The following is a 12,297-nucleotide window of genomic DNA, read 5'->3' on the forward strand; positions in this document are numbered from 1 at the left end:
CGCCGGCATCGTCGCGCTGGCCGCCGGCATCGCCGGCGGCTGGGCGGTCAGCGCCTTTGTTTTCGACACCCCCTATGCGGTGATCTGGCCCTCGGCGCTGGGCATCGTCTGCGGCGGCATCGTCGCGACGCTGATTTCCAGCCTGCTGTTTGCCTGGCGGCCGCTGGCGGCGCGCCCGGCGCGGGTGTTGCGCGCGCGCGAATAGGCCGGGTGCGGTTGCAAATCGGCGCAAAAGCCGGTTTGACAGGGCGCAATTCCGAACCGCCAGGGTGACACCGCTTCGACATGCCCCCAACCGACCCCTATTTCTTTGGCTATGGCAGCCTGGTGAACCGCGCCACCCACGATTTTGCCGATCCGCGCCCCGCCACCCTCACCGGCTGGCGCCGGGCCTGGCGCCATACCGATCTGCGCCAGGTGGCGTTTTTGACTGCCATCCCCGACGCCGGCTGCACCATCGAGGGGATGATCGCCCGCGTTCCCGGTGCCGACTGGGCGGCGCTGGACGAACGGGAATGGGCCTATGACCGGGTGCCGGCCAGCGATGCGGTCTCGCACCCGGTCGAGGGCGTTCTGGACATCGCCGTCTACGCGGTGCCGGATCACCGCCACAGCGGCGAGACCAGCGACTACCCGATCCTGCTCAGCTATGTCGACGTGGTGGTGCAGGGCTATCTGCGCGAATTCGGCACCGCCGGCGCCGACCGCTTCTTTGCCACCACCGAGGGCTGGGACCTGACCATCCTGAACGACCGGGCCGAGCCGCGCTATCCGCGCCACCAGCAATTGTCGGCCGACGAAACCGCCTTTGTCGATGAGCGCCTGGCGGCGCTGGGCGTGCGGATCGTGGCGGCGGAGTGACCCGCGCCGCGCCCGGCTGCTAGCCCTGTTTCGCGCGCACCACCTGCATCAGCGGCATCAGCGCGGCCATTTCCGGCCCGCGCTCGCGCCCGGTCAGCGCCTTGCGCAGCGGCATGAACAGGCCCTTGCCCTTGCGCCCGGTCGCCTGTTTCACCGCGCCGGTCCAGTTCGACCAGCTGTCGCCGTCAAACGGCTGCGGCGGCAGCAGCGTCAGCGCCTCGGCGACGAATTCCGCGTCTTCCTCGGCCACCAGCGGCTCGGCACCGTCACGGCACAGCTCCCACCACGTGCCCAGGTCGCCCAGGGTGGTGATGTTGTCGCGCGCCATCAGCCAGAACGCCTCGGCCTTGTCGGCCGGCACGCCCAGCGCATCGATATGTGCGCGCACCGCGTGCAGCGGCAGCGACTGCAGGTAATGCGCGGTCAGCGGGAAAAGGTCCTCGGCGTCGAACTTGGTCGGCGCGGCGCCAAAGCGGGTGATGTCGAACCCCTCGATCAGGCGCGACATCTCGGTCTGCAATTCCACCGGATCGGCCGAGCCCAGCCGCGCCATCAGGCTCAGCAGCGCCATCGGCTCGACCCCGCGCGCACGCAGGTCGCGCAACGACAGCGTGCCCAGCCGCTTGGACAGCGATTCGCCCTGCGGCCCGGTCAACAGCGAGTGATGGGCGAATTGCGGCACCGCACCGCCCAGCGCCTGAATGATCTGGATCTGCGTCGCGGTATTGGTCACATGGTCCGACCCGCGCACGATATGGGTGACCCCCATGTCGATATCGTCGACCACCGAGGCGAAGGTATACAGCACCTGCCCGTCCATGCGGATCAGCACCGGGTCCGACACGCTGGCCGCATCGATCGAGATAGCGCCCAGAATGCCATCGGTCCATTCGATGCGCTCGTGATCCAGCAGGAACCGCCACACGCCGCTGCCCCGCTCGGCGCGCAGCTCGATCCGCTGCGCATCGCTCAGCTCCAGCGCGGCACGGTCATAGACCGGCGGCTTGCCCATGTTCAGCTGTTTCTTGCGCTTGAGGTCCAGCTCGGTCGGGGTCTCGAAGGCCTCATACAGCCGCCCCATGCCGCGCATCTGCTCAGCAACCTCGGCATAGCGCTCCAGCCGCTGCGACTGCCGCTCGATCCGGTCCCACTGCAGGCCCAGCCAGGTCAGGTCTTCCTTGATCGCCTCGACATATTCCTCTTTCGACCGCTCCGGGTCGGTATCGTCGATGCGCAGGATGAACTCGCCGCCCGACTGGCGCGCGATGAGAAAGTTCATCAGCGCGGTGCGCAGGTTGCCGATATGGATATATCCCGTGGGCGACGGGGCGAAACGAGTGGTGGTCATGGGCGATCTCCGGCTTGAGCGCTCCCTTGTCACAGCCTCCGCGAATTGTCCAGTTTGCGCGGTGAACGGTGGGTCCGCCATTGGCCCGGCTGCGCCAACGTCTTGCGCAACCTTCCCGCCTCAAAACCCCGAATCCGGCCGCACCCGGCTGCCATCGGTAAAGCGGGACAGCCGGAAGGCCGAGGGGTCCGCCACCGGCGCGTCGCCCGCCACCAGGTCGGCCGCCAGCCGCCCGGCCCCCGGCCCGATGCCGAAACCGTGGCCGGAAAACCCGGTGGCGATGAAAAATCCGGGCACATCCTGCACTTCGGAGATCACCGGGATCGCATCTGGCGTCACATCGATCATCCCGGCCCAGCTTTGCACCACATCGGCCTGGGCAAAGGCCGGAAAGGCCCGGCACAGCGCCGACCAGCTGCGTCGCAGCATCCGCGGCGTCGGCGCCGGGTCCAGGATGCGGCAATTTTCGAACGGGGTGATCTGGTCGGGACGCCAGCGCCGCGCCTGCCCCGCCTCTTCGCGCCAGCGGCCCGACAGACGGAAGCGCAGCGACCGCCACTCGGCAGCAAAGGCGGGCAGGAAGGCGCGCGCCAGGCGGAAACTGTCGGGCACCAGATCGGCGATATTCTCGCTGCCCGAGGCCACGGTATAGCCGCCATCGGCGCGCTTGCGCAGGGAAAACCCGTCGGCCCAGAGCGACGCCGCCGGTCCCTCGATCGCGGTGGTGCGCATCACTGTGTTCTGCACCTTCAGCTGCGGCAGCCAGGTACCGGCATTGCCGGCAAACAGGCGCGACCAGGCGCCACCGGCCAGCAGCACCGCGCCGCATTTCACCCGGCCCTTTTCGGTCACCACCCCGGCGACACGCCCGGCCTCAAGGTCGAGGCTGCGCACCGCGCAGCCGGTGATCACCACCGCCCCGGCGGCGCGGGCGCCTTCGGCAATCGCCGGCGCCGCCCATTGCGGCTCGGCCCGGCCATCCTCAGGCGTATAAAGCGCACCTTTCAGCTTCATCCGGTGGCCGGGCAGCACCGCGTCCAGCTCGGCGCCACGGATGATCCGGCTTTCGATCTGGTGCGCCTGCACATGGCGCGTCCAGCTTTCGTTCTGGGCCAGCGCCCGTTCCGAGGCACAGCTGAACAGGATGCCGCATTTGGCATAGCCGGTCTTGCGGCCCAGCCGCGCGTCCAGCCCTTCCCAGAGGCGGATCGCCTCGACCATCAGCGGGATCTCGCGCGGGTCGCGCCGGGCGATGCGGACCCAGCCCCAGTTGCGGCTGGATTGCTCGCCGCCGATCTGGCCCTTCTCGCACAGCAGCACCGAATGCCCGCGCTCGGACAGTTCCAGCGCCGCAGACGTTCCGATGATGCCACCGCCAATGACAACGACGTCCACCCTTTCGGGCAGACGGTGATCAGTGTCGAACGGAGTGGCAGCAGGCCCCGGCATGGCGCCATCTAGTCATGCGTCCCGCAGCCGGTCCAGCGTGATCGGCGCCGCGGTGCATTCCGTCCGGCACAGGTGGAAATAAGCCACAGCATCGGGCCGAACCCGGCCCTGCGCGGGGGTTTTCAGGCGCGTGCGCCACTGACCGGGCGCGCCGCGCTGTCGGACAGGGTGCGCGGCGCCGGCAGGCAGGCACGGTCTTCCACCCGCTTTGCCACCGCCGCGACCAGCCCGTCGCGCCCCTGCCCCGCGAGAAAGGTGCACGAGGCCGGACGCGCATCGGCGCGCCGCCCGGTGGGCACGGCGATCCCGGCCATGTCCAGCAGGTTGACGAAATTGGTATAGGTGCCCAGCCGCGCGTTATACCCGATCGGGTCGTCGCGGTCCTCGGCCAGGGTGACGAAACAGGGGATGGTGGGCACGCAGAGCAGGTCGACCGCCGCCAGCGCCTGCTCGCAAACCCGGCGCAGTTCGGCCAGGCGGTACTGGCCGCGAAACGCATCCACCGCGGTCAGCGCCAGGCCCGGTTCCAGGATGGCGCGGGTCACCGGATGCAGCGTTTCGGGCGACCGGGTCAGACGTTCGCCCACCGCGGCGCAGCGTTCGGCCACCCAGGCACCTTCATACAGCATCTGCGCGGTGGCGTAGAATGGGCTGAAATCCTTCGGCACGATGGTGGCGCCCTGCTGGCGCAGCAGTTCCAGCGTGGCGTGAAACGCGCCGGCCTGCACCGTGTCGCCGCAGGTCTCCAGCGTGTCTGCATCGGGCACGCCGATGCGCAGCCCGGCGGGCACCGTCCCGATGGCCGGTTCCGGCGGCAGCGGTTTCGAATAGGCATCCGTCGCGTCAAAGCCGCGCATCACCGCAAAGGCGGCCTCGGCATCCGCCACCGTGGCGGCAAAGACCGAAATGGTGTCGAGCGTGCGGCAGGCCGGCACCATGCCGCGTGCCGAAACCGCGCCCAGCGTCGGTTTCAGCCCGACAATCCCGTTCAGCGCCGCCGGCACCCGCCCCGACCCCGCCGTGTCGGTGCCCAGCGCGAAGGCTGCGATGCCATGCGCCACCGCCACCGCCGAGCCCGAGGAGGAACCGCCCGGCACAATCGCGGGATCCAGCGCGTTCTTCGGCACCGGATAGGGCGAACGTGTGCCGACAAGCCCGGTGGCGAACTGGTCGAGATTGGTCTTGCCCAGGCAGATCGCCCCGGCGGCGCGCAGCCGCGCCACCGCCGCGGCATCGGCTTCGGCGACATAAGAAAAATCCGGGCAGGCGGCGGTGGTGGGCAGGCCCGCCACGTCGATATTGTCCTTCACCGCAAAGGGGATACCCCATAGCGGCAGATCCTGCGCCGGGTCCAGCGCCCGCGCCGCCGCCAGCGCCCCGTCGCGATCCGCATGCAGGAAAATGCCGGGGTCGCCGACCTGGTCGAGGCGGTCAAAAGCATCCGCGATCACATCGACGGGGGACCGCCCGCGTGCATAGGCGGCCCGCAGGCTGGCAAAGGGAGTGGGCAGGTCAGACAGCATGCAGGCGGATCTCCGGAAGTTCGGGTGTGGCCGCCACCGGCGCCTGCGGCGCGGCGGACAGCAGGTCACGGGTATAGGGGTGGGCCGGCGCGTCCATCACCCGCGCCACCGGGCCGGCCTCGACGATCTCGCCGCCCTTCATGACGATGACATGATCGCAGAGCAGCCGCACCACGTTCAGATCATGGGAGACAAAAAGATAGCTCATCCCCAGTCTGGCACGCAGATCGGCCAGCAGGTTCAGCACCACCGCCTGGATCGACACGTCCAGCGCGGCGGTGGGTTCGTCCAGGATCAGGAAATCTGGCTCCGGCGCGATGGCGCGGGCAATGCCCACCCGCGCCTTCTGCCCGCCCGACAGCTGATGCGGAAACCGGTCCAGCAGGTGTTCGGGCAAGCCCGTCAGCCGGGCCAGTTCCGCCACCCGCGCCGCCAGCGCGGCGCCACGCAGGCCGGTCATCCGCTTCAGCGGCTCGGCAATCGACTGGCAGGCGGAATGGCGCGGGTTCAGGCTGTCGGTGGCATCCTGGAACACCATCTGGATCCGGGCGCGCAGCGGGTGGCGGGCAAACGCGGCGGCGGGGATCCTGGCCAGATCCTCGCCCCGGAACAGGATCTGCCCCGAACTTGCATCCAGCAGCCGCGCCAGCATCGACGAGGTGGTGGATTTGCCGCAGCCGGATTCGCCCACCAGCCCGACGCTCTGACCCTGGTGGATGGTGAAATCGCTGCCCTTCACCGCGTGCACCGGGCCGGATTTTCCGGCATAGGTCTTGGTCAGACCCTTCACCTGCAACAGCGGCTGGGGCGCAACCACATGCGGCGCCAGCGGCGTGCGCGCCTCGGCCGGCAGCAACGCCCGGATCGTCACGTCGCGCCGCGGCGTGGCATCGACCAGTTTCTGCGTATAGGGGTGCTGCGGCGCGGTGAACAGGCGCAGCGGCTCGCCCGCCTCGACAATAAGGCCATCCTTCATCACCACGATGCGGTCGCAATACTGCGAGGCCAACCCGAGATCGTGGGTGATCAGGATCGACGACAGCCCGCGGTCCCTGACCAGCCCGTCGACCAGATCCATCACCGCCTTCTGGGTGGTGATGTCCAGCCCGGTGGTGGGCTCGTCGGCGATCAGCAGCTTGGGGTCGCAGGCCAGCGCGATGGCGATCACCACGCGCTGGCACATGCCGCCCGACAATTCGAACGGATAGGCCTCATAGCGGGCAGCGGCATCGCGGATCTTGACCGCCTCCAGCGCCGCGATGGCCTTTTGCCGGGCATCCTGCCGGGTGGCGCGGGCATGCTGGCGCAGCACGTCCTCGATCTGGTGGCCGACCTTGCGGATCGGGTTCAGCGCCGCGCGCGGGTTCTGGAAAATCATCGAGATCTCGCGGCCGCGAATGTCGCGCATGGTGCTTTCGCTGGCCTTGCGCAGGTCGATGCCGGAATAGACCGCGCCGCCCGCCTTGATCCGCCCGCCGGCATCGAGAATGCGCATCAGCGCATAGGAGGTGACGGATTTGCCCGAGCCGGATTCGCCGACTATGCCGAGGCGTTCGCCCCGGGCAAGCTGGAACGAGATGCCCTTGACGGCGTCGACTTCGCCGCGGCGGGTCTTGAAGGCGACCTGGAGATCATCGATCGACAGCATGACAGGTCCTTTCGGGGGTTGGCAGGCCGGGGTTCGGAGTTTGGCGCATCGGCGTTCAGGTTCTGCGGCGCGGATCGACAATATCGCGCAGCCCGTCGCCCATCAGGTTGAAGGTGAACACCGCCAGCATCAGCCACAGGCCGGGAAACAGCGCCAGCCACCATTCGCCGGAGACGATGTAATTGGCGCCCTCGGCCACCATGATGCCCCATTCCGGGGTCGGCGGGCGCACCCCGAGGCCGATGAAGGACAGGCCGGCGGCATTGAGAATGGCCCAGCCGAGATTGAGCGAGACCTGCACCATCATCGGCGGCAGCGCGTTGGGAAAGATGTGGAAGGCCAGCACCCTGGCATCGGAATTGCCGGCCAGCTTGGCGGCCAGGGTAAAGCCCGCCTCGCGGCGGATATTGACCTCGGCCCGGACCAGGCGGGCATAGAAGGGGATGTTGATGATCGCGGTGGCGTAGATGATATTGGCCACCGAATTGCCCAGCGCCGCGACGATGCCCATGGCCAGCACGAACAGCGGGAAGGCCATGATGGTGTCGAGGCAGCGGTTCAGCACGGTGTCGGTCCAGCCGCCGCGATACCCGGCAATGGCGCCCAGCACCGAACCGATCGCGAAGGACAGCGCCACCGCGGCAACCGAGATCACCAGGTCCAGCCGGGTGGCGACGACGACCCGCGAGAACACGTCGCGGCCCAGATTGTCGGTGCCGAACCAGTGCTGCGCCGAGGGCGGCGACAGCACCCGGTCGGCATGGGTGGCGAGCGGATCATAGGGCACCAGAAGCGGCCCGATCAGCGCCGAGAGCAGGAAAAACCCGAACAGGGCAAAGCTGAGCGCCGTCACCGGGTTTTCGCGCAGCACGTAGAGGATATGCGCCACGGTGCCGGACCGGGCGGGGGTCAGGTGGGCCTCGGTCATTGCGCGGCGCTCCCGAAACGCGGGTCGATCACCGAATAGGCCAGGTCGATCACCAGGTTCAGCAGCACGAAAAGCAACGCCATCGCCAGCACGAAGCCCTGCACCGCCGCGTAATCCGACAGCACCAGCGCCTCGACCGCGTAAGAGCCGATGCCGGGCCAGGCAAATACCTTTTCCACCAGAACATTGGCGCCCAGCACGAAGGAAAACACCATGCCCAGCGTCGTCACCACCGGCAGCAGCGCGTTGCGGAATGCATAGCCATACAACACCTTGCCGCGCCCCAGCCCGGCGGCGCGGGCGGTGCGGATGTAATCGGCCGACAGCGCCGACAGCATCGCCGCCCGGGTCATCCGCGCAATCGGCGCCAGGGTGAACAGCGCCAACGTGATTGCCGGCAGGATCAGCTGTTTCAGCGCGCCGACCCAGGTTGCGCCATCCCCGTCCAGCGCCGCGTCGATCAGGAAAAACCCGGTGACGCGCGGCGGGTCGAGATAGATGAAATCGAGCCGGCCCAGCGGCGAGGGCGCGATTCCCAGCAGGTAGTAGAACACGTAGATCAGAACGATACCGGTGAAAAACGTCGGCAGCGACACGCCGGCGGTCACCAGCACCCGGCACAGCTGGTCGATCCAGCTGCCCGGCCGGGTGGCGGCGAGGATGCCCAACGGGATCGCCACCGCGCAGGACAGGATCAGCGCCGTCAGCGTCAGTTCCAGCGAGGCCGGCAGGCGCTGGGCCAGGTCGGCGGCCACCGGCTGGCCCGTCGAAACCGAGCGGCCCAGGTCGCCCTGCAACAGCTGGCCGACATAGATCAGGAACTGCTGCGGCAGCGGCTTGTCCAGCCCCAGCGCCTCGCGCACCTGCTGGATCGAGTCCTCGGTCGCCATCGCACCGGCGAATTGCACCGCCGGATCGCCGGGCAGCGCGCGGGTCAGCAGGAAGGAAATCACCACCACGCCAACCAGCACCGGAATCGCCTGCAGGATTCGGCCGCTCACCGCGCCCCAGCGCCCCTGCATCTCAGCTTTCCACCGTTTTCAGGCTGCGGATGTCCAGCTGCCGGTGAAACCAGAACTGATAGCCGTCGGCGCCATGCACCGCGACGTTCAGCGCCGGCTGATACAGCGGGATGCGCGGCAGGTCCTCCAGCACGATTTCGAACATGCGCGCGATCTTGGGCGCATAGTCGGGATCGTCCATGGCGACGTGAAGCACCTCGTCGGTCAGCCGTTCGACCTCTTCGTTGTAGTAATTCGACGAGTTGAACAGCTTGTCCTTCTGATAGGCCCAGAAGAAATAGTAATCAGGCGTGTTCAGCCAGCCGCCGAAATTCTCCAGATGCATCGGCAGGGTCTTTTCCACCAGCGCCGCGGTGCGCCAGTTGGCGCCGGGGATCTTTTCCAGCGTCGCGGTGATCCCGATCTTGGCCAGTGACTCCTGGATCAGCAGCGCGGCAGGCTCCATCCAATAGGCCAGGTCGGTCGAGATCGACAGCGTGGTTTCGAACCCGTCGGGAAAGGCCGATTGCGCCATATAATCGGCCGCCTTCTCCATGTCGGTTGCATATTGCGACGGGCGCGGCCAGGAAATGTCGGTGATCTCTTCCGAGCCGCCCCACAGCGGCGCGCCGCGGCCATAGGCGGCGGCGTTGAAAATCGCCTCGTAGGGCACCGCCCAGGCCACCGCCTTGCGCACATTGGCGTCCTGGAACGGTTCGAAATTCGAATTCAGGCACAGCGCGTGAATGCAGTTTTCGATCGGCGTCGAGAACACGGTGAGTTTTTCCGCCAGTTCGGCAGCGTCCTTGTCGGGAATGTCGAAGGCAACCTGCACGTCGCCGCGTTCGACCAGCGCGCGCTGGGTCGCGGCCGAGGGCACCTCGCGCACGATGATGCGGCGCACCGGCGGCACCGGGCCGCCGGTCCAGGCCTCGTTGCGCTCATAGACCACCTGCTGGCCCTGGTCCCAGCGGACCACCTTGAAGGCGCCGGAGCCGATGGTGTTCTTGTGCAGGTATTCGGTGGCCCAGGGATCCTCGGCGGTGGCATTGGCCTGGGCCAGCGTGGAGTTGATGATAAACGGCACCGGTACCGCAAGGTCGGGCAGCGACAGTTTCGACGGGCGGTCCAGCGTGACCACAAAGGTTTCGTCATCCACCACCGTGAATTGCTCGGGCCGGTTCAGGCCACCGGCCTTCATCTGGGTGGTGGGGAAGCCACCGACGCTGACCGCGCGGTCGAAGGACCATTTCGCATCCGCCGCGGTCACTTTCGACCCGTCCTGAAAGGTGGCGTCGGGCTTCAGCTTGAAGGTCAGGGTCAGGCCGTCCTCGGAAATGGTCCAGCTTTCGGCCAGTTCCGGTTCGATGCGGGAATAATCATAGGACAGGCCGCCGCCGGGGGCGTCCTTGGTGCCGAAGGTGACCAGCCGGTCATAACAGTTCACCGCGATCTGGTAGCTCGCCCGGTTGGTGCCGGTGCGGTGCAGATCGAGGCTGTTGATGGTCTGGCCGCTGACCACCACCAGCGTGTCGCCGCCTGCGGCATGGGCCGGCAAGGCGCGGGCAAAGGGCAGCATCGCCAGGGTGGCGGCGCCGGTGCTGAGAAAGGTTCGTCTGTTGGGCTGCATGGCAAAGGTTCCGTCTTCGAGGCAGGGGAAGGCTGCAGCAACTATGCGCCTTCCTGCGTTTTGCGAAAAATGCTAAGATTTCACACAGGCGGTGCAAAAAATGTCACACACAGCAGGAGGGCCGATGCGCCATCTGGAAACTTTCCGTCTGATCGAGGCGGTGGCGCGGGCCGGATCGATGCGCAAGGCGTCGGAAGATGCCAATATCACCGCCTCGGCGCTGAACCGGCGGATCCGGCGGCTGGAGGCCGAACTGGGCTTTGACGTGTTCGAACGCACCCCCGGCGGCGTGCGCCTGAATCCGGCCGGAGAGCTGCTGCTGCACCATTACCGCGCCACCCGGTCCGATTTGGCGCGGGTGCAAAGCCAGGTGGCCGACCTGTCAGGCGAACGGCGCGGCCATGTCTCGCTGGCCTGCAGCCAGGCGGTGCTGCCCTATTTCCTGCCCGAACAGATCGCGCGCTATCGCAAGGAACATGGCGGCGTGACCTTCACCGTCAACGTGCGCGACCGCGCCCAGGCCGAACAGGAGCTGGCCAATTACGCCAGCGACCTGGCGCTGGTGTTCGAACCGATCTACCTGGTTGATTTCGAGGTGCTGCACATCCTGCCGCAGAGGGTGCATGTGGTGATGGCCGCCGACCATCCGCTTGCCGCCAAACAGGAAATCCGCCTCAGCGAATGCCTGGACAGCAAACATGTGGCCCCCGCCAAGATCTATGGCGTGCGCTATCTGCTGGATTTTGCCGCGCGCCGGCGCTCGCGCGACTTCCGGCCGGTGATCGAAACCGAAAGTTTCGACCTGATCCGGCATTATGTGCTGCATGAAAACGCCATCGGCTTTCAGATTCCGATCGGGCTGAAGGCGCCGGATGACGGCGCGCTGGTATTCCGCCCGGTCTCGGAACGCGACGTGCCGGCGGGCGGCCTGATCCTGGGGCAGCGCCGCGGCCGCACCCTGCCGGTGGCCTCGGCGCGCTTTGCCCTGCAACTGGCGCAAGCGCTGGAAACCCTGGCATCTCCGGGGACCGGCTTGCCCTAGCCGCTCAGGTCCGCGCGGCCACCGGCGCGGCCCTGACATGCATCTCGCGCGGGGTGAACACCTCTTCCTCCTCGCTGCGCCCCTTGATCGGCGCGCGGCCCAGCGCCACCAGATCCTCGTTGCCCAGGGCGCGCGCGGTGGCCGACCCGATCAGGATCGGGGTGCCAAAACTCTTCGTCAGCCCCTCCAGCCGCGAGGCCAGGTTCACCGGGTCGCCGATGGCGGTATAGTCAAATCGCAAGGACGAGCCCATGTTGCCGACGGTACATTCGCCTGTATTGATGCCGACACCGCAGGCCAGCGTCACGTCATGCCCCTCGGCGCCGATCCGCGCCGAAAGCTCGGCAATGCCCGCCACCATCGCCCGCCCGGCGGCCAGCGCATGCGGCGCATGGTCGGGGTCGTCGGCCGGCGCATTCCACAGCGCCATGACGCAATCACCGATGAACTTGTCGACCATGCCGCCATTGTCCACCACCGCGCGCGCCAGCACCTCCATTGCCTCGTTCAGCCAGGTGGTCAGCAAGTCGGGCCGGTCCTTCATCCGCTCCGACAGGGTGGTAAAGCCGCGCAGGTCGCAGAACAGCACCGTCAGCACCCGCCGTTCACCCCCCAGCCGCAGCGCTTCGGGGTTCTCGGCAAGCTGGCGCACCAGTTCCGGTGCCAGATATTGACCAAAACTGCGGATGATCTCGGCCCGCGCACGGCGGGCGCGGGCATAGTCATACACCGTCTGCCCCGACCCGGCCAGCAGCGCGGCCAGCGCCGCACCGGCCGGGGGCAACCAGATCCCCAGCGCCAGCAGCCCGGCAGACAGGATCAGCGGCAGACAGGCCAGCGCCCCGGCCCAGCCCACCACCGCCACCG

At 67.6% G+C, this 12,297-nt stretch carries 11 protein-coding genes; 3 read left to right on the top strand and 8 right to left on the bottom strand.

Annotated elements, in window-relative coordinates:
* A partial coding sequence (locus CVM52_RS19550) for a hypothetical protein (protein ID WP_133119903.1) occupies positions 1 to 205 on the top strand: 205 nt, incomplete at its 5' end.
* Between the two features lie 80 nt (positions 206 to 285).
* Entirely contained in the window at positions 286 to 861 is a 576-nt protein-coding gene (locus tag CVM52_RS19555) for a gamma-glutamylcyclotransferase family protein (RefSeq protein ID WP_100164110.1), read from the top strand.
* 19 nt (positions 862 to 880) lie between these two features.
* On the opposite strand, the gene gltX is transcribed toward CVM52_RS19555, so the two are convergent.
* From gltX to CVM52_RS19590, 7 genes are all read right to left on the bottom strand, one after another.
* Complete coding sequence (gltX, locus tag CVM52_RS19560) at positions 881 to 2,209, bottom strand: glutamate--tRNA ligase (protein ID WP_100164111.1); 1,329 nt, start codon at positions 2,207 to 2,209, stop codon at positions 881 to 883.
* 120 nt (positions 2,210 to 2,329) lie between these two features.
* Positions 2,330 to 3,658: an NAD(P)/FAD-dependent oxidoreductase gene (locus tag CVM52_RS19565; protein WP_100164112.1), complete on the bottom strand. Its 1,329-nt coding sequence runs from the start codon at positions 3,656 to 3,658 to the stop codon at positions 2,330 to 2,332.
* 122 nt (positions 3,659 to 3,780) lie between these two features.
* Positions 3,781 to 5,181, bottom strand: coding sequence for an allophanate hydrolase (atzF, locus tag CVM52_RS19570; protein ID WP_100164113.1), 1,401 nt, complete (start codon positions 5,179 to 5,181; stop codon positions 3,781 to 3,783).
* The gene (locus CVM52_RS19575; RefSeq protein ID WP_100164114.1) at positions 5,171 to 6,829 is read right to left on the bottom strand and encodes a dipeptide ABC transporter ATP-binding protein; all 1,659 of its coding nucleotides are present in this window, start codon (positions 6,827 to 6,829) and stop codon (positions 5,171 to 5,173) included. The genes atzF and CVM52_RS19575 overlap by 11 nt, the downstream gene beginning before the upstream one ends.
* A 55-nt stretch (positions 6,830 to 6,884) precedes the next feature.
* A complete protein-coding gene (locus CVM52_RS19580; protein ID WP_100164115.1) occupies positions 6,885 to 7,757 on the bottom strand; it encodes an ABC transporter permease in 873 nt (290 codons plus the stop codon).
* Positions 7,754 to 8,779: an ABC transporter permease gene (locus CVM52_RS19585; protein ID WP_100164116.1), complete on the bottom strand. Its 1,026-nt coding sequence runs from the start codon at positions 8,777 to 8,779 to the stop codon at positions 7,754 to 7,756. Before CVM52_RS19585 ends, CVM52_RS19580 begins: the two co-directional genes overlap by 4 nt.
* Position 8,780: 1 nt before the next feature.
* Entirely contained in the window at positions 8,781 to 10,388 is a 1,608-nt protein-coding gene (locus tag CVM52_RS19590; RefSeq protein ID WP_100164117.1) for an ABC transporter substrate-binding protein, read from the bottom strand.
* A 124-nt stretch (positions 10,389 to 10,512) separates the two neighbouring features.
* On the opposite strand from CVM52_RS19590, the gene CVM52_RS19595 reads away from it, so the two are divergent.
* Positions 10,513 to 11,430, top strand: coding sequence for a LysR family transcriptional regulator (locus tag CVM52_RS19595; protein ID WP_100164118.1), 918 nt, complete (start codon positions 10,513 to 10,515; stop codon positions 11,428 to 11,430).
* Positions 11,431 to 11,434: 4 nt separating this feature from the next.
* Here CVM52_RS19595 and CVM52_RS19600 read toward each other — a convergent pair.
* A partial coding sequence (locus CVM52_RS19600) for an adenylate/guanylate cyclase domain-containing protein (protein WP_172721048.1) occupies positions 11,435 to 12,297 on the bottom strand: 863 nt, incomplete at its 5' end.

The organism is Pseudooceanicola lipolyticus (assembly GCF_002786325.1).
Taxonomy (GTDB): domain Bacteria; phylum Pseudomonadota; class Alphaproteobacteria; order Rhodobacterales; family Rhodobacteraceae; genus Pseudooceanicola_C; species Pseudooceanicola_C lipolyticus.

What these genes read in the sequence shown, in the direction of transcription:
- CVM52_RS19590 (WP_100164117.1), bottom strand. Translation starts at nt 10,388, where the DNA reads ATGCAGCCCAACAGACGAACCTTTCTCAGCACCGGCGCCGCCACCCTG.
- CVM52_RS19595 (WP_100164118.1), top strand. Translation starts at nt 10,513, where the DNA reads ATGCGCCATCTGGAAACTTTCCGTCTGATCGAGGCGGTGGCGCGGGCC.
- CVM52_RS19585 (WP_100164116.1), bottom strand. Translation starts at nt 8,779, where the DNA reads ATGCAGGGGCGCTGGGGCGCGGTGAGCGGCCGAATCCTGCAGGCGATT.
- gltX (WP_100164111.1), bottom strand. Translation starts at nt 2,209, where the DNA reads ATGACCACCACTCGTTTCGCCCCGTCGCCCACGGGATATATCCATATC.
- CVM52_RS19575 (WP_100164114.1), bottom strand. Translation starts at nt 6,829, where the DNA reads ATGCTGTCGATCGATGATCTCCAGGTCGCCTTCAAGACCCGCCGCGGC.
- atzF (WP_100164113.1), bottom strand. Translation starts at nt 5,181, where the DNA reads ATGCTGTCTGACCTGCCCACTCCCTTTGCCAGCCTGCGGGCCGCCTAT.
- CVM52_RS19580 (WP_100164115.1), bottom strand. Translation starts at nt 7,757, where the DNA reads ATGACCGAGGCCCACCTGACCCCCGCCCGGTCCGGCACCGTGGCGCAT.
- CVM52_RS19565 (WP_100164112.1), bottom strand. Translation starts at nt 3,658, where the DNA reads ATGCCGGGGCCTGCTGCCACTCCGTTCGACACTGATCACCGTCTGCCC.
- CVM52_RS19555 (WP_100164110.1), top strand. Translation starts at nt 286, where the DNA reads ATGCCCCCAACCGACCCCTATTTCTTTGGCTATGGCAGCCTGGTGAAC.